This window comes from Bradyrhizobium sp. Y36 (genome assembly GCF_002531575.1).
Lineage (GTDB): Bacteria > Pseudomonadota > Alphaproteobacteria > Rhizobiales > Xanthobacteraceae > Bradyrhizobium.
Window position 1 is genome coordinate 54,552 of sequence record NZ_NWTI01000001.1, and the last position, 19,970, is coordinate 74,521.

Genomic DNA, 19,970 nt, shown 5'->3' on the forward strand with positions numbered 1-19,970 from the left:
GCTCGTCCGTGCGCCCGGTGGGTTCGCGGACCAACCCCGTCACCCGCGCGCATTCGATCGAAGCGCCTTTGATTAGAGTTTGATATGGCGCGAGACCAGATCGATATGACGCCGCTGCAGTCGCGCGACGAGCTCGTGGCGTGGTTCGAGGCCGGCTGCAAGCCGGCGTCCGAGTGGCGCATGGGCACCGAGCACGAGAAGACGCCGTTCACCCTCGAAGGCCACCGTCCGGTGCCTTACGAAGGCGCGCGGGGCATCGGCGCGCTGCTCGAAGGCATGAAGCTCCTGCTCGGCTGGGAGCCGATCATGGAGAAGGGCAACATCATCGGCCTCTACGACGTCACCGGGGGCGGGGCGATCTCGCTCGAGCCCGGCGGACAGTTCGAACTGTCCGGCGCGCCGGTCGAGAATGTGCATCAGACCCAGAGCGAGCTGATGGCGCATCTGGCGCAGGTGCGCGAGATCGCAACGCCGCTCGGCATCGGTTTCCTCGGCCTCGGCATGACCCCGTCCTGGTCGCGCGCCGACATCCCGATGATGCCCAAGGGCCGCTACAAGATCATGACCAACTACATGCCGAAGGTCGGCCAGTACGGCCTCGACATGATGTACCGGACCTGCACGGTGCAGACCAATCTCGACTTTTCCTCCGAAGCCGACATGGTCAAGAAGCTGCGCGTGTCGCTGGCGCTGCAGCCGGTCGCAACCGCGCTGTTCGCCAATTCGCCGTTCACGGAAGGCAAGCCGAACGGCTTTTTGTCCTTCCGCTCCGAGATCTGGCGCGACACCGACAATGCGCGGTCGGGCATGATGCCGTGGGCGTTCGAGGACGGCATGGGCTTCGAGCGCTACGTCGACTACGCGCTCGACGTGCCCATGTATTTCGTCAAGCGCGACGAGGACTATATCGACGTGTCCGGCTCCTCGTTCCGCGCCTTCTTCGAGGGCCGCAACAACAACCTTCCGGGCGAGCGTCCGACGCTGTCGGACTGGGCCAACCATCTCTCCACGATCTTCCCGGAAGTGCGGCTCAAGCGCTATCTTGAGATGCGCGGCTCCGACGGCGGCCCGTGGGGCCGGTTGCCGGCGCTGCCGGCGTTCTGGGTCGGGCTGCTCTATGACGACGTCGCGCTCGATGCGGCCTGGGAGATCGTCAAGCACTGGACCGCGCCCGAGCGTCAGGCCCTGCGCGACGACGTGCCGCGCTTCGGCTTCAAGGCGCGGATCAAGAACCGCTATCTGTTCGAGATCGCCAAGGAATGCCTCGTTCTGGCACATGCGGGCCTGCGCCGGCGCGCCCGGATCGACCAGCTCGGCCGCGACGAAACGCGGCATCTGGAGCCGCTCGACCGCATCATCGATTCCGGCCGGACGCCGGCCGAAGAAATGTTGGACAAGTTCAACGGTCCCTGGAAGGGCTCGGTGGAACCGGCCTACGCGGAATACGCTTTCTAGACCATAGGCCAACGATCAGGTTGCAGCCGTTCATCGCCCATACAGGTTTGCGGCGATCAAATGACCGGCCGAAAAAACCGAGCGTCGTCAATAACTCGAAAGCTGTTCCGATGGGGAAGGGCCGCCAGTCCCGGGCCTTCATGGCAAAGGTCATGGCTTGCGTCGTGGCTTGTGTCACGCTGCTTTCGCTCGCTTTCGCGAGCGTGCCGGCGCGCGCCCAGACTGCATTCGACCGGCCCGGCGGCGACTATTTCAGCGCGCCTGTCGCCTCAGGCGATCCCGAGGATTGCGCGCTGCTGTGCGAGCGCGACCGCCGCTGCCGCTCGTGGAGCTTCAGCTACCCGGACGTCGAAGGCGGTTCGGCGGTGTGCTGGCTGAAGAACACCGTGCCGGCGCGGGTGCCGGGCAGTTGCTGCATCTCCGGTGTGCGCGGTGCCGGCGTGATCGAGCCGCGGGTCGAGGGCGTGGAGACGTCGATCGACCGCCCCGGCGGCGACTTACGCAATTTCGATCTGAAGGAAGGCGACGGCGTGGAGGCCTGCAAGGCCGCGTGCACCGCCGACAATAAATGCCGCGCCTTCACCTATGCCCGCCCCGGCTACACCGGGCGTGAGGCGCGCTGCTTCCTGAAAAAGGAAATCAAGCCGCCGCGCCGCAAGGCGGGGTTCACCTCAGGCGTGGTGCGGTAGCGCGTTATCGTGCCCCGGGCGCGGCGCGGCACGAAGTGATGCGCCGCTGAACCGGGGCCCATGCGGCCTCGCAATCCGAAGCAAGATGGGTTCCGGCTCTGCGCCGCATCGGTTCACGATGCGTCTTGTCCGGGACACGAGATAATCTCGTAGTGCCGTAGGGTGGGCAAAGGCGCGAAGCGCCGCGCCCACGATCTCTTTCATTAGGTGAGATGGTGGGCACGCTTCGCTTTGCCCACCCTACGGGATCTCACTCTGCAGCAATCACCGTGAGCTCCGGCCACAGCGCCTTCCATCGCGCGGCCTTCGCGTTGTAATTCGCCGCGGAAAAATTCGGACCCGGATTGGGCCGCGCGATCAGCTTTGCAACATCGTCAAAGCCGTGCGGCGCGTAGACCTCGTAGCCGTCGGCGACGCGCCTGACGCCGACCTGCGTGTTCTGCGTGAGGAAGCGATCGATGCCTTCGCGCGAACCTCGAAGCGGCGGATAGGGCAGGCCGTGCTTGGCTGGATACCACAGATGCACCCGCGCCTGGTTGCGGATCTCGACCTTGACGCCGAGATGCCCGAGCCGCGCATGCAGCGCACGGATCACGGCGTCCTCGGCGTCCCACGAGGTATCAGGATCGAAATAGAATGCGTCGTAATCGGCGATGCCGTGATCGATCGCGCGGCCCGTGAGGACATTCCACACCGTCTGCACCAGGCATCCCGAGACCAGCCATGCATCGGGCAGCGCGAGGCGATCGAGCTCGGCGACGATTGCGGCGTTGGCGGGATTTTGCAGCGCGAGGGCGAGGAATTCGTCGCGGTTCATCGCTGCTGCTCTCCCTCTCCCGCTCGCGGGAGAGGTGACGTGAGTGAAGGCTCAATGCACCGCGGTGAAGAACCGCGCGAGCCGGAAGCCGGACAGCCACGTGTACACCGGCTGGCTGCGCATGCCGAGGTCCCAGGAGCCGACCACCGCATCCGCACGGCCGATCAGATTGTCGATCGGCAGCAGGCCGACGCCGCCGGAGCGCAGCGACACGCGGCTGTCGGCGGAGTTGTCGCGGTTGTCGCCGAGCACGAAGAGGTGGCCTGCCGGCACCGTCACTTCCGGCGTGTTGTCGAGCGGGCCGTTGTCGCGCATCTTGAAGATCAGATGCGAGACGCCGTTCGGCAGCGTCTCGACGTAACGGTAGGCGGGCTCGCTGCCACCATTGTCGTCCTCGGCAGCGCCAACGCCGTCCGGCTTCAGCTCGGCGGGGCGGTCGTTGATGAAGAGCTGGCCCTGCCGCATCTGAATGCGGTCGCCGGGAAGCCCGACGACGCGCTTCACCCAGGCCTGCGAACGATCGTCGGGCCAGCGAAACACCACGACGTCGCCCTGCTTCGGCGTCTCCGCGAACACGCGGCCGCTCTCGGGCAGATTGATCTGGATCGGCAGCGACGAGGTGCCGTAGCCATAGGGGAATTTCGAGGCGAGCAGCGCATCGCCGATCAGCAGCGTCGGCTCCATCGAGCCCGACGGCACGTAGAACGGCTCGGCGAGCGCGCCCTTGGCGATGAACACCGCGGCGACGATGCCGGCGAGCTGCACGAGCTGGCCGCCCCAGCCGCTGCTCTTCCGCTTGGCGGCGACAGTTGCTTTCTCAACGCTCATGCGCCCGTTCCACCCACCGTGATGCGTTCCATCAGAAGCGACGGCTGGCCAACGCCGACAGGCACGCCCTGGCCGTTCTTGCCGCAGGTGCCGATGCCGGTATCGAGCGCGAGATCGTTGCCGATCATGCGGATGCGATGCAGGTCGGTCGGCCCGTTGCCGATCAGCATGGCGCCCTTCAGCGGCGCGCCGATCTTGCCGTTCTCGATCTTGTAGGCCTCGGTGCACTGGAACACGTACTTGCCCGAAGTGATGTCGACCTGGCCGCCGCCGAAATTGGCGGCGAACACGCCGTTCTTCACCGACGCCAGGATTTCGGCGGGGTCACGGTCGCCCGCGAGCATGTAGGTGTTGGTCATGCGCGGCATCGGCACATGGGCATAGCCCTGGCGGCGGCCGTTGCCGGTCGGCTTCATGTTCATCAGCCGCGCATTCTGGCGGTCCTGCATGTAGCCGACCAGGATGCCGTCCTCGATCAGCACGGTGCGATTGGTCGGCGTGCCCTCGTCGTCGATCGACAGCGACCCGCGCCGCGAGGCAATGGTGCCGTCGTCGACCACGGTGACGCCCTTGGCCGCGACCTGCTGGCCCATCAGGCCGGCAAACGCAGACGTCTTCTTGCGGTTGAAGTCGCCTTCGAGGCCATGGCCGACCGCTTCATGCAGCATCACACCGGGCCAGCCGGCCCCGAGCACGACGTCCATCTCGCCGGCGGGGGCGGGGATCGATTCCAGATTGACCAGCGCCTCGCGCAGCGCGCCGTCGGCGGCGTCGCGCCAGTTCTTGCTCTCGATGAATTCGGCATAGCCGGCGCGGCCGCCATAGCCCTTGCTGCCGCTCTCCTGGCGGTCGCCCTGGCCGGCGACGACGGAAACGTTGACGCGCACCAGCGGACGGATGTCGCGATAGCTCTCGCCGTCGGGCCTGAGGATCTCAACCACCTGCCAGGTCGCGCCCAGGCTGACGCTGACCTGCCGCACCCTGGGATCCTTGTCGCGCAGATACGCGTCGATCTCGGCCAGCAGCTTGACCTTGGTTTCGAAGCCGGGGGCATCGAGCGGATTGTCGTCGCCATAGAGGCGGACATTGGTGTGAGGCGGCGGCGCGGCGAAGCTGCCGGAATAGCCGCCGCGTACGGCCGCGACCGCATCTGCCGCGCGAATCAGCGCGGGCAACGAGACGTCGGAGGAGTGGGCATAGCCCACGGCATCATCCTTCACCGCGCGTAAGCCAAAACCTTGCGAGGTGTCGTAGGTCGCCTGCTTCAGCCGCCCATTGTCGAACATCAGCGCTTCGGTCTGGCTGTACTCCAGGAACAGCTCACCGTCGTCGGCACCGGAAAGCCCGCGCGCGACCTCGTGGCGAACCTGGTCGCGGTCGAGATTGGCGCGGTCGAGCAGGGAGGTCGTGGCAGGGTTTGTCATGAATCCGTCCATTAGCGGAAGATGTGGGGCAAGATAATGGTTTCGGACCGGTTCCGCGAGGGGGCGGGGCGTCACATTACGGAAACGATAGGATGGGGCGGCTGACTGATGCTGCATCCGGCGCGGAACGATGCTATTCTCTCCTAATGAACTACCGAGACGTCATCTCAATTGAGCCCGGCAAGCGTGGGGGGCGCCCCTGCATCCGCCATATGCGGATTGCGGTGGCCGATGTGCTCGGCTGGCTGGCTGCCGGTCAGACTCATGCCGAAATCCTCGATGATTTTCCTGAGTTGACCGAGGACGATATTCGAGCCTGCCTGGCTTATGCTGCCGATCGCGAGAGGCGACTGGTGACCGCCGCAACATGAAGCTGCTGTTCGATCAGAATCTCAGCTTCAAGCTTTGCCAGATGATGGCCGATATTTTTCCGCAATCCGCTCATGCCCGGTTTCACGGGCTCTCCGAAGCGGCTGATCCTGTCCTTTGGGAGTTTGAAAAAGCAAATGGCTTTGCAATTGTAACCCAGGACGTCGATTTCGCCGAGATGGCGGGCCTATTGGGTTCTCCGCCCAAGGTCCTCTGGCTCCGGAGCGGCAATCGAACCACTGCGGCAATTGCCGATCTGCTCCGCCGACACGCCCAGACCATTGAGGCGTTCGAGGGCGACAATAGTACGGCGTGCCTCGAGATCTATTAGGCTCATTGCCCTACGGCAGCTTGTCGTAGCCTTCACCCAGCCCGTTCAGGCTGAGCGGGAAGCCGATGCCTTCTTCCGGGGTCTCGAAGATGATGAAGGTGGCGGTCTTGGCGGTGCGGAGCTGGCCGAGCAGCTTGTCGTCCATGACGACCTCGGCCACGCAGCCATTGGGCAGGCAGCGGACGAAGCCGGCGCGGCCAACGTCCTGGTTGTCGAGCTTGAGGCCGAGGCCGGAGGGCAAGAGGACGCCCAGGGGCGCGACCACGCGCATCAGGCGGCTCTTCTGGTCGGCGGTCTTCAGCACGATGACGGTCAGGCCGGCATTGGAACGGTCTTCGGCGACCACGCTCTGGATCAGGGCGCATTGCTCGGTCTGGGCGCCGGGCGGCGTGTCGCAGCGAATCTGCCAGTCGCCATGGACGGAGCGCACTGCGCCCTGCGCATGAGCAAGGCCGGGAAGCGCCAGAAGGACGATCGCCGCCAGCAGGCCTGCCAGCGCCGGGAGGCGGTCAGCCAGCGATCTCGCCTGCCTTGCCGTCGATTTCGAAAGCCCCATCGGGTCGGTCCCTCTGCTCGCCTGGGTCGCTCGCGCTTGGCGGACTAGTCTGGCGGACTGATACGGGAATGACGGCGTCTTGAAGGCGATTCCCAAGCAAATTCCACGCCGCCTCGCACCGCCGCCGCCCGCACGAATCAGGTTCCTGCGCGGCCATCTGGCAGTGCCTAACGCGGGCAATTCCGCTGTCAAGCCGCCGCATCCCGGCCAACGGTATTTTTGTCCGATATTACTAGGAATTATCTTGCGGGTGATGGCTGGCAGACCGGCCTCAAGACTGCATTGCGATAGATCAAAAATTATGGTTTGAGAGGCTTGATTTCGGCGTTCTAGCGATCTGGCCCGAATTCCTCTTAGAGGTATTCTGTCTCTTGGAGGCATTCTTGCGCGGCGGTTTGTCAGGCGGGCGGATCGAATAAGCGTTTCCCGGACACAGGGGAGCGCACTTGGGGTGATTTCGTAAGGGGAGCGCGAACGGCATGAGGATGTCGATGGGCCCGGTGGGCCGGCACTTGCTGGGATTGGCCGTAGCGGGTCTGACGCTGGCGACGGGCGGCGCGGCATTTGCCGAGCTCGGGCAGCCGAAGCCTTGGGAATGGACGCTGCAGGAGTCCGGCTCCCCGGTGATGGACAACATCGTCTGGTTCCACAACTTCCTGTTTGTGCTGATCACCGTGATCACGCTGTTCGTTCTGGCGCTGCTGGTCATCGTTGTCCTGAAGTTCAACGCGAAGACCAATCCGGTGCCGTCGCGGACCACCCACAACACGCTGATCGAGGTGGCCTGGACGCTGGTTCCCGTGCTGATTCTGGTCGGCATCTCGGTGCCGTCGTTCCGGCTTCTGTTCCTCGAGCTGGACGTGCCGAAGGCGGATATCACGATCAAGGCGACCGGCAAGCAGTGGTACTGGTCCTACGCCTATCCCGACAACGGCAAGTTCGAGTTCGACTCGCTGATGGCGCAGGACAAGCAGCCCCGTCTGCTCGGCGTCGACAATGAGATGGTGGTGCCGGTCAACAAGGTGATTCGCGTCCAGACCACCGGCGCCGACGTCATCCACGCCTTCGCGGTGCCGGCTTTCGGCGTCAAGATCGACGCCATTCCGGGCCGGCTGAACGAGACCTGGTTCAAGGCCACCAAGACCGGCATGTATTACGGCCAGTGCTCTGAACTGTGCGGCAAGGACCACGCTTTCATGCCGATCGCCGTGCGTGTGGTGAGCGATCAGGAGTTCGCCTCCTGGGTCGAGACGGCGAAGAAGAAATACGCGAGCGGCGGCACCAGCACCTACGCCTCCGCAGCCGGCCCGACGCAGTAAGCGCCGGGCGACGGCTCTGAGGGACTGAAAGCGATATAAGGGCGGGACCTCCAAAGGTCCGAATGGGACGCAAGGCAGGATTTGAAAATGGCAACGAGCGCAGCGGCACACGGCGATCACGCCCACGGACACGACGAGCACGCCCATCCGACCGGATGGCGGCGCTACGTCTATTCGACCAATCACAAGGACATCGGCACGATGTACCTGATCTTCGCGGTCATCGCCGGCATCATCGGTGCCGCGATGTCGATCGCGATCCGTGCCGAGCTGATGTATCCGGGCGTGCAGATCTTCCACGAGACGCACACCTACAACGTGTTCGTGACCTCGCACGGCCTGATCATGATCTTCTTCATGGTCATGCCCGCGATGATCGGCGGCTTCGGCAACTGGTTCGTCCCGCTGATGATCGGCGCGCCGGACATGGCGTTCCCGCGCATGAACAACATCTCGTTCTGGCTGCTGCCGGCCTCCTTCGGCCTGCTCCTGATGTCGACGTTCGTCGAGGGCGAGCCGGGTGCCAACGGCGTCGGCGCCGGCTGGACCATGTACGTGCCGCTGTCGAGCTCGGGTCATCCGGGTCCGGCGGTCGACTTCGCGATCCTCTCGCTGCATCTGGCGGGCGCCTCGTCGATCCTCGGCGCCATCAACTTCATCACCACCATCTTCAACATGCGCGCGCCGGGCATGACCCTGCACAAGATGCCGCTGTTCGTGTGGTCGATCCTGGTGACGGTGTTCCTGCTGTTGCTGTCGCTGCCGGTGCTCGCCGGTGCGATCACGATGCTGCTGACCGACCGCAATTTCGGCACGACCTTCTTCGCCCCCGACGGCGGCGGCGACCCCGTGCTGTTCCAGCATCTGTTCTGGTTCTTCGGTCACCCCGAGGTGTACATCCTGATCCTGCCCGCCTTCGGCATGATCAGCCAGATCGTCTCGACCTTCTCGCGCAAGCCCGTGTTCGGCTATCTCGGCATGGCCTACGCCATGGTCGCGATCGGCGGCATCGGCTTCGTGGTGTGGGCGCACCACATGTACACGGTCGGCATGTCCTCGGCGACGCAGGCTTATTTCGTCGCCGCGACCATGGTCATCGCGGTTCCGACCGGCGTGAAGATCTTCTCCTGGATCGCAACGATGTGGGGCGGCTCGATCGAATTCCGCGCCCCCATGATCTGGGCGGTGGGCTTCATCTTCCTGTTCACGATCGGCGGCGTCACCGGCGTCGTGCTGGCGAACGCCGGCGTCGACCGCGTGCTGCAGGAGACCTACTACGTCGTCGCGCACTTCCACTACGTGCTGTCGCTGGGTGCGGTGTTCGGAATCTTCGCCGGCTGGTACTACTGGTTCCCGAAGATGTCGGGCTACATGTACAACGAGACGCTCGCCAAGGCGCATTTCTGGGTCACCTTCATCGGCGTCAACCTGGTGTTCTTCCCGCAGCACTTCCTCGGCCTGTCGGGCATGCCGCGCCGCTACGTCGACTATCCCGACGCGTTCGCGGGCTGGAACCTGGTGTCGTCGGTCGGTTCCTACATCTCCGGCTTCGGCGTGCTGATCTTCCTCTACTGCGTGTTGGACGCCTTCATGAAGAAGGTGCCGGCAGGCGACAATCCGTGGGGCGCCGGTGCGACCACGCTGGAATGGACGCTGCCCTCGCCGCCGCCCTTCCACCAGTTCGAAGTGCTGCCCCGCGTGCAGTAAGCGATCTTCCGCGGCGCCCGTGACGGGCGCCGCGGCTCTTCTCAGGAAGCGAGTTGAATTTAGTGTCCGTCCTCGACCAGAACGCCATCGACATCAATCCCCGCATCTCCGAGGCGGAGGTCGGCGACTACATCGCGCTGCTGAAGCCGCGGGTGATGTCGCTGGTGATCTTCACCGCGCTGGTCGGCATGGCGATGGCGCCCGGACATTTCCATTTCGTGCTGGCGTTCACCTCACTGCTCTGCATCGCCGTCGGGGCCGGCGCCTCCGGCGCGCTCAACATGGCGCTCGAAGGTGACATCGATTCCAAGATGTCGCGCACGGCGAACCGTCCGATCCCGCGCGGCCGCATCACCCGCCCAGAGGCGATGGCGTTCGGCCTGACGCTGTCCTTTTTCTCGGTGATGACGCTCGGCATCCTCGTCAACTGGATCGCCGGCAGCCTGCTCGCCTTCACCATCTTCTTCTACGTCGTGATCTACACGATGGGCCTGAAGCGCTGGACCGCGCAGAACATCGTGATCGGCGGCGCCGCCGGGGCGCTGCCGCCGGTGGTGGCCTGGGCCGCCGTCACGGGCACGGTCGACGTCGAGCCGCTGCTGCTGTTCGCCATCATCTTCTTCTGGACCCCGCCGCATTTCTGGGCGCTGGCGCTGTTCCGTTCCGACGATTACGCGCGGGCCGGCATTCCGATGCTGCCCAACGTCGCCGGCCCCGACGCGACGCGGCTGCAGATCCTGCTCTACACCGTCGTGCTGATCGCGGTCGCCGCCGCGCCCTGGGCGCTCGGCTATTTCGACGCGATCTACGGCATCGTCTCGCTCATTCTCGGCGCCGGCATGCTGGTGCTCGCGATCAACGTCTATCTGCGCCGTGAGCGCAGCCAATCGCTGCGCGCGACCCGCAAGCTGTTCGCCTTCTCGATCCTCTATCTGTTCGCGCTGTTCGCGACCCTGCTGGCCGAGGTCGTGTTCCGCGCGCTGGCTCCGATGGTTGGGGGCGCATGATCACCGCGATGGCCGACAAACCCGAGACAGACGGAATCGTCCTCACCGAGGCGCAGAAGAAGAGCCGTCGTCAGCGCTCGATTGCCATCGCTTTGGCGCTCGGCGTGCTCGTTGTGCTGTTCTTTGCCGTCACCATGGTCAAGGGACCGGCCGTTCTCGTGCGGCCGATGTAGCAAACATGGATCACGAGCCCACCATATCGCGGGATGTCGGCGCCAACGGGCAGGCCGATCTCGAGCCGGCCAAGCGCCGGGGGCTGGGTCGTGACGTCGTGGTTGCCTCGATCTGCGGCGGCGTGGTCGCGCTGATGGTCGGCGCCTCCTACGCGGCGGTGCCCTTCTACAACTGGTTCTGCCGCGCCACCGGCTTCAACGGCACGACGCAGGTGGCGACCTCGGCGCCGGCGACCGGGCCGATCGGGCGAAAGATCTCGGTGCGCTTCGATTCCAACGTCGCGCCCGGCCTGCCCTGGAAGTTCGAGCCGGAGCAGAACGAGATCGAGGTCAATATCGGCCAGGTCGTGACCGTCTTCTACACCGTGACCAACCAGGCCGCACGCACCACGGCCGCGCAGGCCGCCTACAACGTCGCGCCGCTGACGGTCGGCTCCTACTTCCAGAAGATCAACTGCTTCTGCTTCACCGAGCAGACCATGGCGCCCGGCGAGAAGCGCGAGATGCCGGTCGTGTTCTACGTCGATCCGTCGATCGCCGACGACCACGAGAACGACGGGCTGAACACCATCACGCTGTCCTACACCTTCTATCCGGTGAAGGATCCCGTGGTGAAGCCGCTGGCGTCGGGCGAAGGCGACAAACGCAAGGGAAATCTCTGACCGCCGGGCTCGCGCCCGGAAGGTCGGAAACAAGGGGATAAGTGCCTGACAGGCACGGGATTGAGGAGAGAGACCGCAAATGGCAACGGCGCACACCAAGCATCACGACTATCACCTGGTCGATCCCTCTCCGTGGCCGGCCGTCGGTTCGCTCTCGGCCTTCATCATGGCGGTCGGCGCGATCGCCTGGATGCACCACATGTTCTCGGCCGCGCCGATCGTGTTCGGCGTCGGCACCGTGGGCGTGCTCTACACCATGGCAAGCTGGTGGGGCGACGTGATCAAGGAAGCCCAGTACAAGGGCGACCACACCCGGGTCGTGCAGCTGCATCACCGCTACGGCATGATCCTGTTCATCGCCTCCGAGGTGATGTTCTTCGTCGCCTGGTTCTGGGCCTATTTCAACGCCGCGCTGTTTCCGGCTGACGCCGTCCACGCCACCCGCGACGCCGTGTTCGGCTGCGGTCTCGGCACCCAGGCCGGCGCCTGCGCGGTCCCCGGCACCTGGCCGCCGAAGGGCATCGAGACCTTCGATCCCTGGCACCTGCCGCTCCTCAACACGCTGATCCTGCTGACCTCGGGCACCACCGTGACCTGGGCGCACCACGCGCTGCTCGAGAACGACCGTCAGGGCCTGAAATACGGCCTGATCCTCACCGTCGTGCTGGGCGCGCTCTTCACCTGCGTGCAGGCCTATGAATACAGCCACGCGGCGTTCTCGTTCGGCGGCAACGTCTACGGCGCGACCTTCTTCATGGCGACCGGCTTCCACGGCTTCCACGTGCTGGTCGGCACCATCTTCCTGCTGGTCTGCCTGTTCCGTGCCTATGCCGGCCACTTCACGCCGAAGCAGCACCTCGGCTTCGAGTTTGCCGCCTGGTACTGGCACTTCGTCGACGTGGTCTGGTTGTTCCTGTTCCTCTGCATCTACGTCTGGGGACACGGCGCCGAGACCATGGCCCACGGCGCGCACTGAGCCGCATCGAATCGACCACGAAGGGCGGCCGCAGGGCCGCCCTTCGCTTTTGGTCCGCCGGAAGTTTCGGCGAAAATTGTGATAGAGTCCGCCATCATGAACGACACCGCCGGCAAGACCGAGCCCGAAACCACCGTCCTGCAGAGCGCGCTGCGCGGCCTTGCCTGCAGATGCCCGCGCTGTGGCCAGGGCAAGCTTTATGCGGGCTTCCTCAACCTCGCGCCCGCCTGCGACCGCTGCGGCCTCGACTACGCCTTCATCGACACCGGCGACGGTCCGGCGATCTTCATCATCATGCTGGCCGGCGGCATCGTCGTCGCGGCCGCGCTCATCGTCGAGGTCAAGTACCAGCCGCCGTACTGGCTGCACGCGGTGTTGTGGTTGCCGCTGATCCTGGCCACCACGCTGCTGCCGCTGCGTGCGATGAAGTCGCTGCTGATCGCGCTGCAATTCCACCACAAGGCGGCGCCGGGCCGGTTGGTCGACCGCGCGAAATGAACGAGCCTGCACGCAAGCCTCGCGTGGCCGGCTTCGCGCTGTTCACGCTGTTCCTGACGGCCGTCTTCCTCGCGCTCGGCTTCTGGCAATTGCAGCGGCGGACCGCCAAGCACGAATTGGTCGCGGCACTCACCGAACGGCTTGCAGAGGCGCCGATCGCGCTGCCGCCGCCTTCGCAATGGGCAGCGCTCAATCCCGCGCACGACGAGTTCCGCCGCGTCAGCTTCACCGCGACCTACGCAGCCCAGCCGGATGCGATGGTCTATTCCTCGGGCTCTGCGGTGCGCAAGGACGCGTCAGGCCCCGGCACCTGGGCGTTCCTGCCGGCGCGGCTTCCGAGCGGGGAGACGGTCGTGATCGATGCCGGCTTCGTCGAGAACACGATGCAGGACCGCAGCGTCGAGGATCGCGCGGTGAAGAAGCTCGTCACCGGGCAGCCGGTCGCGCTCACCGGCTATCTGCGCTTTCCCGAGGCGGCCGGCTGGCTGACGCCGGCGCAGAACCGCGACAAGCGGCTCTGGTTCGTGCGCGATCATCCGGCCATCGCCAGCGCACTCGGCTGGGGTACGGTGGCGCCGTTCTATGTCGACCTCGAGCAGCCGGTTCCGGAGAACGGCATCCCGCGCCCGGGGCCGCTCGACGTGCATCTGAAGGACGATCACCTGCAATACGCCGTCACCTGGTTCATGCTCGCCGGCGCCGTGCTCATCGCCTTCGCGGTGTGGGCAAGAGGCCGGCGGCAGAGCTGAGGCGATCGGTTTCCGTATGGGAACCCGGTATCGCCCGGGGTTTACCATTCAGCGCGCATTCACGAGTGTGGTCCTAAGCCGCCGATGTTTTTCCGCGGCAGACAGGATTGCGGCGTGAGCGATTTCGATCAGATGGGAATTGTCGTCGACTGGGTGGATGCCTGCCGGAAGGGCGACCTCACGACGTTGCTCGACCTCTATGCCGACGACGCCCAGCTCGAATGCACCTGCAACGGCGCGCAGCGCTATCGCGGCCGGAGCGAGCTCGAAGCCTATTGGCAGCCGCGGCTCAGTGCGTATTCGCTGGCGGGTTTCGGTCTGGAGGAGATCCAGCCGGTGCCCCATGGCGTCGTTCTCGAATATTCCGTCGCCGGGGCGCTGCGCATCCACGCCTCGTTTCGCTTCAGCCCGGAAGGCAAGATCCACAGCACGCTGTGCGAGCCGGCGCTGCAGAACGCGCATGACGGCTGCTGCGCCTGCTAGCCATTGACCGTTGCCTCTCGCACCGTCTCGGCCGGAAGACGGCAGCGGACATAGGTGCGCTCATCCACGCGCAGCAATGATAGCGAGCCGCTGAGCGCCCGCACGCGCTCATGCATGCCGGTGAGGCCGCGGCCGAAGACATTGTCGGCGGGGAAGCCGCCGCCGTCGTCGGAAATCTCGATCACCAGCGTCTCGCCGGCAGCGCTCGCCTGGACATGGGCGCTGCCGGCCTTGGCATGGCGCAGCACGTTGGTGAGTGCCTCCTGGATCACCCGGTAGATGGTCCGGGCCAGCGGGCCGTCGATCACGTCGAGGTCCGGATCGATCGCGTCGGTCAGGGCGATATGGGGCGCCTGCTTGCGAAAATTCCGGAGCAGCGTCTGCACGCTGGTCGCAAGGCCGAGCTCCTCGATATAGAGCGGCCGCAGCCGATCGAGGATGCGGCGGTTGGTCTGCTGCAGCGCCTCGACCGATTGCAGCACATCCTGAGCCGGATTGCCGAGATTTCCCGCCTGTGGCTCGGCGTCGATCAGGGCGATCGTGCCGGCGCGGATGGCGAACAGCAGCGGCCCGAGTTCGTCGTGTAATTCGCGGGCGAGATCGCGCCGCTCGTCGTCCTGAAGCGACACCAGGCGGTGAAGCAGGTCTCGATTGTCCTGGCTCAACCGGGCGAGCGTCGCGGCCAGGGCATTCGCTTCCTCGCAGCTTTGCCGGATCTCGGGCGGTCCTCCGACCGGGATTGGCGTCGCGTAATCGCCGCGCCTGATACGCGTCAGGCCTTGGCCGAGATTTTGCAACGGGCGCAGGGCAGATTCCGCGAACACATAGGCAATGATACCGGTGAGCATCATCAGCACGGCGACCAGGCCGGTCAGGGCGAGGAAGCCGATCCACTTCTCGAACAGGTCCGCCGACAGATCCGGCACGAACACGAGATCGCCGACATGTCTGCCGTCAACGACCACAGGAGAGGCGGCCTCCATCTCCGGTATGGTCAACAGATCGACGAACCACCTTGGAACAACCTTCAGGTTGCGGGCATCATCCTTCGGGGAGACGGGAGAACCATCTTCTATGCGGCGGAATTGGATATCGGAGGAGGCGCCCAGCGACTGGACGAAGGCATCCAGCGTCTTCTGCGGATTGTCCGCGGCGCGCAGCGTGTTGTTGAGCGCGGTGGAAATGGTCCCGATCGAGCGTCGCGCCGGCTCGTTTTCGTCGGCGAGCTGACCGGTTGCAAAAATCTGCAGCAAAATACCGCCCAGGATCAGCGCAGCGAGAAAACTCGCCCCGAGCGGAAGAAACAGTTGCGTTCTGAACGAGAGTCGTTGCCACATTAGGTCAATTCTAACGCGCATCGGGGGAATTTACTCTTTCCATTTGTTCCCGCCGGTCTATGAGTTGAAGAACAAGAGAGCGCGCGATGCAAGATACGGCCAAACCGGGGACCCGGGTTCTGATTGTCGACGACCACCCCGTGGTGCTGTCCGGTTGCCGCACCCTGTTCGCGGCGGACCACTCGATCCGTATCGAGGAAGCGACGGACGCCAAATCCGGGCATCGCGCCTATGTCAGCAAGCGGCCCGACGTTACCGTGATCGACATCAGCCTGCCCGACGTCTCCGGTTTCGAGCTGATGCGACGCATCCGCAAGGACGACCCCGACGCCAAGATCATCATGTTCAGCATGAACGACGATCCGGCCTTCGTGGTGCGGGCGGTCGAGCTTGGGGCGCAGGGCTATGTCTCCAAGGGCGACGATCCCCGGATCCTGCTCAAAGCGGTGCGCAAGGTGGTGGCGGGCGACAATTTCATCTCCCCGCAGCTTGCGGAAGCCGTGACGTTTTCCGGCGCGGCCATCAAGGCCAACCCGGCCTCGCAGATGACGCCGCGGGAGCTCGAAATTCTCCGTCTGCTCGGACGCGGCGACAAGATCGTGGAAGTGGCCGAGGCGCTCGGCATTTCCTACAAGACGGTCGCCAACACCACGTCCTTGCTCAAGCAGAAGCTGGGCGCCAAGAACCATTCCGACCTGATCAGGATCGCGGTGGAAATCGGGATGAATTGATGGTCCGACGCGCGCGGCCCGGCATTGATTGAGCCCGAGATGTCCTGGAATTCGGGAAATGACGGCAACGCGCAGGCGTACCGCGGCTTGTTTGTCCTTGTCGGTGCCGAATTGCGATCGGGAAAAATAGGAACATTTTCGCGCATATCCCGTTTTCGCCCTTGACGGTTTCGTGACAGGCGACGAAAGGTTGCGCGATCAGTTTTGACGGGTCGGCGACCCGGACGAGGCAAACCGGTCTGCACACATCAACGACAGACCTTCCAAGAGAGGGGCTGCGGCATCGCCGCAGCCCCTTTTCGTTGGGCTGGGGGAGGGCGGGAAGCGGTTTCCCGATGCCGCAAAACACTTTATGGTGGCCCAAAGCCTCTGGCTGTTAACAAGTAGTTTCATAAAATCAAAGGCTTAACGAGCGGCTCAGGCCGGCCGGCCTTTGGAGGGCAGTTTGACTCGTTATATCTCGACCCGGGGCGAGGCCCCCGAACTCGGCTTCTGCGACGTGATGCTGACCGGGCTTGCCCGCGACGGCGGCCTGTATGTGCCGACGGTCTGGCCGCAGCTCTCCACGGATGCCATCGCCGGCTTCTTCGGCCGCCCCTATTGGGAGGTCGCGGTCGAGGTGATCCGTCCCTTCGCCGGCGGCGAGATCTCCGATGCCGAGCTCGGCCGCATGGCGAACGAGGCCTATGCCACCTTCCGCCATCCCGCCGTGGTGCCGCTGCGCCAGATGTCGCCGCATCAGTTCGTGCTGGAGCTGTTCCACGGCCCGACGCTCGCCTTCAAGGACGTGGCGATGCAGCTGATCTCGCGGCTGATGGACCACGTGCTCGCCAAGCGCAGTCAGCGCACCACCATCGTGGTTGCGACGTCAGGCGATACCGGCGGCGCTGCTGTCGAGGCCTTCGCCGGGCTCGAGAATGTGGATCTCATCGTGCTGTTCCCGCACGGCCGCATCTCCGAGGTGCAGCGGCGGATGATGACGACGACGGGCGCGGCCAACGTCCATGCGCTCGCCATCGAGGGCAATTTCGACGATTGCCAGGCGCTCGTGAAGGGGATGTTCAACAACCATCGCTTCCGCGACGCGACCTCGCTCTCCGGCGTCAATTCCATCAACTGGGCGCGCATCGTCGCCCAAGTGGTCTACTATTTCACCTCCGCCGTTGCCGTCGGCGCGCCGGCGCGCGCGGTGGATTTCGTGGTGCCGACCGGCAATTTCGGCGACATCTTCGCCGGCTACGTCGCCAAGCGCATGGGACTGCCGGTGCGCACCCTGCGCATCGCCGCCAACGTCAACGACATCCTGGCCCGCACCCTGAAGACCGGGATCTACGAGGTGCGCGAGGTGCACGCGACGGCCTCGCCCTCGATGGACATCCAGATCTCGTCGAATTTCGAGCGGCTGCTGTTCGAGGCCGGCGGGCGCGATGCGGCGGGCGTGCGCCGCCTGATGGATTCGTTAAAGCAGTCCGGACGTTTCGTGCTGCCCGATGCGACGCTGGCGGCCATCCGCGAGGAGTTCGACGCCGGCCGCGCCGACGAGACCGAGACTGCGGCCGCGATCCGCGCCGGCTGGCGCGAGGCGGGCGAGCTGGTCGATCCCCATACGGCGGTGGCGCTCGCCGTCGCCGATCGCGACAGCACCGACACCACGGTGCCCAGCATCGTGCTTTCCACCGCCCATCCGGCCAAATTCCCCGACGCTGTCGAAGCGGCCTGCGGCCAGCGGCCGCAATTGCCGGTCTGGCTCGACGGATTGATGACCAAATCCGAACACATCAAGGTGATGAAGAACGATCAGGCCGAGCTCGAGCGGTTCGTGCTGTCGGTCAGCCGCGCTGCAAAGCAGGGAGTTACCGGATGAGCGTCGAGATTACCAAGCTTGCCTCCGGCCTGACCGTCGTCACCGACAAGATGCCTCATCTGGAGACCGCCGCGCTCGGCGTCTGGGCCGGCGTCGGCGGGCGCGACGAGAAACCGAACGAGCATGGCATCTCGCATCTGCTCGAGCACATGGCGTTCAAGGGCACGACGAAGCGCTCCTCGCGCGAGATCGTCGAGGAAATCGAGGCGGTCGGCGGCGACCTCAATGCCGGCACCTCGACCGAGACGACGTCCTATTACGCGCGGGTGCTGAAGGCCGACGTCCCGCTCGCGCTCGACGTGCTCGCCGACATCCTGGCCAATCCCGCCTTCGAGCCGGACGAGCTGGAGCGCGAGAAGAACGTCATCGTGCAGGAGATCGGAGCTGCGCAGGACACGCCCGACGACGTCGTGTTCGAGCATCTCAACGAGCTCTGCTATCCCGACCAGCCGATGGGCCGCTCGCTGCTCGGCACGGCCAAGACGCTGCGCAGCTTCAACCGCGACATGCTGCGCGGCTATCTCTCGACGCATTATCGCGGGCCCGACATGGTGGTGGCGGCGGCCGGCGCGGTCGATCACAGCCAGGTGGTCGCCGAGGCCGAGAAGCGCTTTGCGAGTTTCGAGGCGGCGCCGGGCCCGAAGCCGCAAACCGCCCAGTTCGGCAAGGGCGGCGCCAAGGTGGTGCATCGCGAGCTGGAGCAGGCGCATTTGACGCTGGCCCTGGAAGGCGTGCCGCAGGCCGACGCGTCGCTGTTCTCGCTCCAGGTCTTCACCAACATCCTCGGCGGCGGAATGTCGTCGCGCCTGTTCCAGGAGGTGCGCGAGAAGCGCGGTCTCTGTTACTCGATCTACTCGTTCCACGCGCCCTATACCGACACCGGCTTCTTCGGCCTCTACACCGGCACCGATCCGGCCGATGCGCCGGAGATGATGGAGGTCGTGGTCGACATCATGAACGAGTCGGTGGAAACGCTGGCCGAGGCCGAGATCGCACGGGCCAAGGCGCAGATGAAGGCGGGCCTCCTGATGGCGCTGGAGAGCTGCTCGTCTCGCGCCGAGCAGCTCGCCCGGCATGTTCTCGCCTATGGGCGGCCGCAGACGGTCGAGGAGCTGGTGGCCCGGATCGACGCCGTCAGCGTCGAATCGACCCGGGACGCGGCGCGCGCGCTGCTGGCGCGGAGCCGGCCTGCCGTTGTCGCATTGGGCAGTGGCAGGGGTCTGGACACCGCGGTATCTTTTGCGGAAGGATTGACCCGGGCGCGTGCCAAGGCGCGGCTGCATTAGGGAGCCGCGCAACGGCGAGACCGCCCCGGGAAGCATCACCATGGCCCTCTTTCGCCTGCCGTCCAGTGGACCCGCCGCCCTTGCGCCGCGCGGTAACGGGCTGTTGCTGCGCGCACCACAGATGTCGGACTTCCTGCAATGGGCGCATTTGCGCGAAACCAGCCGCGATTACCTGACGCCCTGGGAGCCGATCTGGCCCTCGGACGATCTGACGCGCTCCGGCTTCCGTCGTCGCCTGCGCCGCTATTCCGAGGACATCGCCGCGGACCGCTCCTATCCCTTTCTGATCTTTCGCGAGCTCGACGGCGCAATGGTCGGCGGTATCACGCTGGCCAATGTCCGGCGCGGCATCGTGCAAGCCGGAACCATCGGTTACTGGGTCGGTCAGCCCCATGCGCATCGCGGCTACATGACGGCGGCGCTGCGGGTGCTGCTGCCGACGCTGTTCGGCGAGCTCAACCTGCATCGGGTGGAGGCGGCCTGCATCCCCACCAATGCGCCCTCGATTCGGGTGCTGGAGAAATGCGGCTTCTCCCGCGAGGGTCTGGCGCGCCGCTATCTCTGCATCAACGGGATTTGGCAGGACCATTTGCTGTTCGGCCTGTTGCACGAGGATTTCCGCGGCTGAGCCGCCCAATTCGCGCGGCCAAATCCCCCCTTTTTGCTGCCTTGGGTTCGCCGATTTTGGCGATATAAGGCGCAGGCCTAC

General features: G+C 65.1%; 22 protein-coding genes. 17 read left to right on the top strand and 5 right to left on the bottom strand.

From position 1 onward, the window contains the following. Positions 1-84: 84 nt before the first annotated feature. Both CO669_RS00220 and CO669_RS00225 read left to right on the top strand, forming a co-directional pair. Positions 85-1,455, top strand: coding sequence for a glutamate--cysteine ligase (locus CO669_RS00220; protein WP_097657219.1), 1,371 nt, complete (start codon positions 85-87; stop codon positions 1,453-1,455). Between the two features lie 110 nt (positions 1,456-1,565). Beyond that, entirely contained in the window at positions 1,566-2,144 is a 579-nt protein-coding gene (locus CO669_RS00225; protein ID WP_097657220.1) for a PAN domain-containing protein, read from the top strand. A gap of 250 nt (positions 2,145-2,394) precedes the next feature. On the opposite strand, the gene CO669_RS00230 is transcribed toward CO669_RS00225, so the two are convergent. From CO669_RS00230 to tldD, 3 genes are read right to left on the bottom strand one after another with little or no spacing between them, the layout of a single operon-like run. After that, positions 2,395-2,961 carry a nucleotidyltransferase family protein gene (locus CO669_RS00230; protein ID WP_097657221.1) on the bottom strand — a complete coding sequence of 189 codons (567 nt, stop codon included), beginning with the start codon at positions 2,959-2,961 and terminating at the stop codon, positions 2,395-2,397. 51 nt (positions 2,962-3,012) lie between these two features. Continuing rightward, positions 3,013-3,789, bottom strand: a complete 777-nt coding sequence (gene lepB / locus CO669_RS00235; protein ID WP_097657222.1) for a signal peptidase I — start codon at positions 3,787-3,789, stop codon at positions 3,013-3,015. Beyond that, positions 3,786-5,213, bottom strand: a complete 1,428-nt coding sequence (tldD, locus tag CO669_RS00240) for a metalloprotease TldD (protein ID WP_097657758.1) — start codon at positions 5,211-5,213, stop codon at positions 3,786-3,788. Before tldD ends, lepB begins: the two co-directional genes overlap by 4 nt. A gap of 92 nt (positions 5,214-5,305) precedes the next feature. Between tldD and CO669_RS00245 the strand changes: the two genes are divergently transcribed. Beyond that, positions 5,306-5,584, top strand: coding sequence for a DUF433 domain-containing protein (locus tag CO669_RS00245; protein ID WP_502694448.1), 279 nt, complete (start codon positions 5,306-5,308; stop codon positions 5,582-5,584). Next, a complete protein-coding gene (locus CO669_RS00250) occupies positions 5,581-5,913 on the top strand; it encodes a DUF5615 family PIN-like protein (RefSeq protein WP_097657224.1) in 333 nt (110 codons plus the stop codon). The genes CO669_RS00245 and CO669_RS00250 overlap by 4 nt, the downstream gene beginning before the upstream one ends. Before the next feature lie 10 nt (positions 5,914-5,923). Here CO669_RS00250 and CO669_RS00255 read toward each other — a convergent pair whose 3' ends face one another. Then, positions 5,924-6,469, bottom strand: coding sequence for an invasion associated locus B family protein (locus tag CO669_RS00255; protein ID WP_097657225.1), 546 nt, complete (start codon positions 6,467-6,469; stop codon positions 5,924-5,926). Between the two features lie 479 nt (positions 6,470-6,948). Here CO669_RS00255 and coxB point away from each other — a divergent pair, with 479 nt between their 5' ends. The 9 genes from coxB to CO669_RS00300 all read left to right on the top strand — a co-directional run bounded on the left by coxB (position 6,949) and on the right by CO669_RS00300 (position 14,043). Continuing rightward, positions 6,949-7,788 (top strand): cytochrome c oxidase subunit II, encoded by an 840-nt coding sequence (coxB, locus tag CO669_RS00260; protein WP_097657226.1) that lies wholly within the window; start codon positions 6,949-6,951, stop codon positions 7,786-7,788. 87 nt (positions 7,789-7,875) lie between these two features. Further along, positions 7,876-9,495: a cytochrome c oxidase subunit I gene (ctaD, locus tag CO669_RS00265; RefSeq protein WP_097657227.1), complete on the top strand. Its 1,620-nt coding sequence runs from the start codon at positions 7,876-7,878 to the stop codon at positions 9,493-9,495. A gap of 62 nt (positions 9,496-9,557) precedes the next feature. Further along, positions 9,558-10,502, top strand: coding sequence for a heme o synthase (locus tag CO669_RS00270; protein ID WP_097657228.1), 945 nt, complete (start codon positions 9,558-9,560; stop codon positions 10,500-10,502). Then, entirely contained in the window at positions 10,499-10,675 is a 177-nt protein-coding gene (locus CO669_RS00275) for a cytochrome c oxidase system small membrane protein (protein WP_063197888.1), read from the top strand. Before CO669_RS00270 ends, CO669_RS00275 begins: the two co-directional genes overlap by 4 nt. Before the next feature lie 5 nt (positions 10,676-10,680). After that, positions 10,681-11,337: a cytochrome c oxidase assembly protein gene (locus CO669_RS00280; protein WP_097657229.1), complete on the top strand. Its 657-nt coding sequence runs from the start codon at positions 10,681-10,683 to the stop codon at positions 11,335-11,337. Positions 11,338-11,416: 79 nt separating this feature from the next. Beyond that, positions 11,417-12,313 carry a cytochrome c oxidase subunit 3 gene (locus tag CO669_RS00285; RefSeq protein WP_097657230.1) on the top strand — a complete coding sequence of 299 codons (897 nt, stop codon included), beginning with the start codon at positions 11,417-11,419 and terminating at the stop codon, positions 12,311-12,313. Between the two features lie 96 nt (positions 12,314-12,409). Next, positions 12,410-12,811: a DUF983 domain-containing protein gene (locus CO669_RS00290; protein ID WP_097657231.1), complete on the top strand. Its 402-nt coding sequence runs from the start codon at positions 12,410-12,412 to the stop codon at positions 12,809-12,811. Continuing rightward, positions 12,808-13,560 (top strand): SURF1 family protein, encoded by a 753-nt coding sequence (locus CO669_RS00295; protein ID WP_097657232.1) that lies wholly within the window; start codon positions 12,808-12,810, stop codon positions 13,558-13,560. The genes CO669_RS00290 and CO669_RS00295 overlap by 4 nt, the downstream gene beginning before the upstream one ends. Positions 13,561-13,674: 114 nt before the next feature. After that, positions 13,675-14,043 (top strand): nuclear transport factor 2 family protein, encoded by a 369-nt coding sequence (locus CO669_RS00300; protein ID WP_097657759.1) that lies wholly within the window; start codon positions 13,675-13,677, stop codon positions 14,041-14,043. Here CO669_RS00300 and CO669_RS00305 read toward each other — a convergent pair. Continuing rightward, the gene (locus CO669_RS00305) at positions 14,040-15,380 is read right to left on the bottom strand and encodes an ATP-binding protein (protein WP_097657233.1); all 1,341 of its coding nucleotides are present in this window, start codon (positions 15,378-15,380) and stop codon (positions 14,040-14,042) included. The genes CO669_RS00300 and CO669_RS00305 overlap by 4 nt on opposite strands. Before the next feature lie 86 nt (positions 15,381-15,466). Between CO669_RS00305 and CO669_RS00310 the strand changes: the two genes are divergently transcribed. The 4 genes from CO669_RS00310 to CO669_RS00325 all read left to right on the top strand — a co-directional run bounded on the left by CO669_RS00310 (position 15,467) and on the right by CO669_RS00325 (position 19,889). After that, the gene (locus tag CO669_RS00310; RefSeq protein ID WP_097657234.1) at positions 15,467-16,111 is read left to right on the top strand and encodes a response regulator transcription factor; all 645 of its coding nucleotides are present in this window, start codon (positions 15,467-15,469) and stop codon (positions 16,109-16,111) included. A 445-nt stretch (positions 16,112-16,556) separates the two neighbouring features. Continuing rightward, a complete protein-coding gene (gene thrC, locus CO669_RS00315; protein ID WP_198963737.1) occupies positions 16,557-17,975 on the top strand; it encodes a threonine synthase in 1,419 nt (472 codons plus the stop codon). Further along, positions 17,972-19,261, top strand: a complete 1,290-nt coding sequence (locus CO669_RS00320) for a M16 family metallopeptidase (protein ID WP_097657236.1) — start codon at positions 17,972-17,974, stop codon at positions 19,259-19,261. The genes thrC and CO669_RS00320 overlap by 4 nt, the downstream gene beginning before the upstream one ends. Before the next feature lie 40 nt (positions 19,262-19,301). After that, positions 19,302-19,889: a GNAT family N-acetyltransferase gene (locus tag CO669_RS00325; RefSeq protein ID WP_063197874.1), complete on the top strand. Its 588-nt coding sequence runs from the start codon at positions 19,302-19,304 to the stop codon at positions 19,887-19,889. The last annotated feature ends 81 nt before the right edge of the window (positions 19,890-19,970 follow it).

What these genes read in the sequence shown, in the direction of transcription:
- CO669_RS00220 (WP_097657219.1), top strand. Translation starts at nt 85, where the DNA reads ATGGCGCGAGACCAGATCGATATGACGCCGCTGCAGTCGCGCGACGAG.
- CO669_RS00225 (WP_097657220.1), top strand. Translation starts at nt 1,566, where the DNA reads ATGGGGAAGGGCCGCCAGTCCCGGGCCTTCATGGCAAAGGTCATGGCT.
- CO669_RS00230 (WP_097657221.1), bottom strand. Translation starts at nt 2,961, where the DNA reads ATGAACCGCGACGAATTCCTCGCCCTCGCGCTGCAAAATCCCGCCAAC.
- lepB (WP_097657222.1), bottom strand. Translation starts at nt 3,789, where the DNA reads ATGAGCGTTGAGAAAGCAACTGTCGCCGCCAAGCGGAAGAGCAGCGGC.
- tldD (WP_097657758.1), bottom strand. Translation starts at nt 5,213, where the DNA reads ATGACAAACCCTGCCACGACCTCCCTGCTCGACCGCGCCAATCTCGAC.
- CO669_RS00245 (WP_502694448.1), top strand. Translation starts at nt 5,306, where the DNA reads ATGGGGCGGCTGACTGATGCTGCATCCGGCGCGGAACGATGCTATTCT.
- CO669_RS00250 (WP_097657224.1), top strand. Translation starts at nt 5,581, where the DNA reads ATGAAGCTGCTGTTCGATCAGAATCTCAGCTTCAAGCTTTGCCAGATG.
- CO669_RS00255 (WP_097657225.1), bottom strand. Translation starts at nt 6,469, where the DNA reads ATGGGGCTTTCGAAATCGACGGCAAGGCAGGCGAGATCGCTGGCTGAC.
- coxB (WP_097657226.1), top strand. Translation starts at nt 6,949, where the DNA reads ATGAGGATGTCGATGGGCCCGGTGGGCCGGCACTTGCTGGGATTGGCC.
- ctaD (WP_097657227.1), top strand. Translation starts at nt 7,876, where the DNA reads ATGGCAACGAGCGCAGCGGCACACGGCGATCACGCCCACGGACACGAC.
- CO669_RS00275 (WP_063197888.1), top strand. Translation starts at nt 10,499, where the DNA reads ATGATCACCGCGATGGCCGACAAACCCGAGACAGACGGAATCGTCCTC.
- CO669_RS00280 (WP_097657229.1), top strand. Translation starts at nt 10,681, where the DNA reads ATGGATCACGAGCCCACCATATCGCGGGATGTCGGCGCCAACGGGCAG.
- CO669_RS00285 (WP_097657230.1), top strand. Translation starts at nt 11,417, where the DNA reads ATGGCAACGGCGCACACCAAGCATCACGACTATCACCTGGTCGATCCC.
- CO669_RS00290 (WP_097657231.1), top strand. Translation starts at nt 12,410, where the DNA reads ATGAACGACACCGCCGGCAAGACCGAGCCCGAAACCACCGTCCTGCAG.
- CO669_RS00295 (WP_097657232.1), top strand. Translation starts at nt 12,808, where the DNA reads ATGAACGAGCCTGCACGCAAGCCTCGCGTGGCCGGCTTCGCGCTGTTC.
- CO669_RS00305 (WP_097657233.1), bottom strand. Translation starts at nt 15,380, where the DNA reads ATGTGGCAACGACTCTCGTTCAGAACGCAACTGTTTCTTCCGCTCGGG.
- CO669_RS00310 (WP_097657234.1), top strand. Translation starts at nt 15,467, where the DNA reads ATGCAAGATACGGCCAAACCGGGGACCCGGGTTCTGATTGTCGACGAC.
- CO669_RS00320 (WP_097657236.1), top strand. Translation starts at nt 17,972, where the DNA reads ATGAGCGTCGAGATTACCAAGCTTGCCTCCGGCCTGACCGTCGTCACC.
- CO669_RS00325 (WP_063197874.1), top strand. Translation starts at nt 19,302, where the DNA reads ATGGCCCTCTTTCGCCTGCCGTCCAGTGGACCCGCCGCCCTTGCGCCG.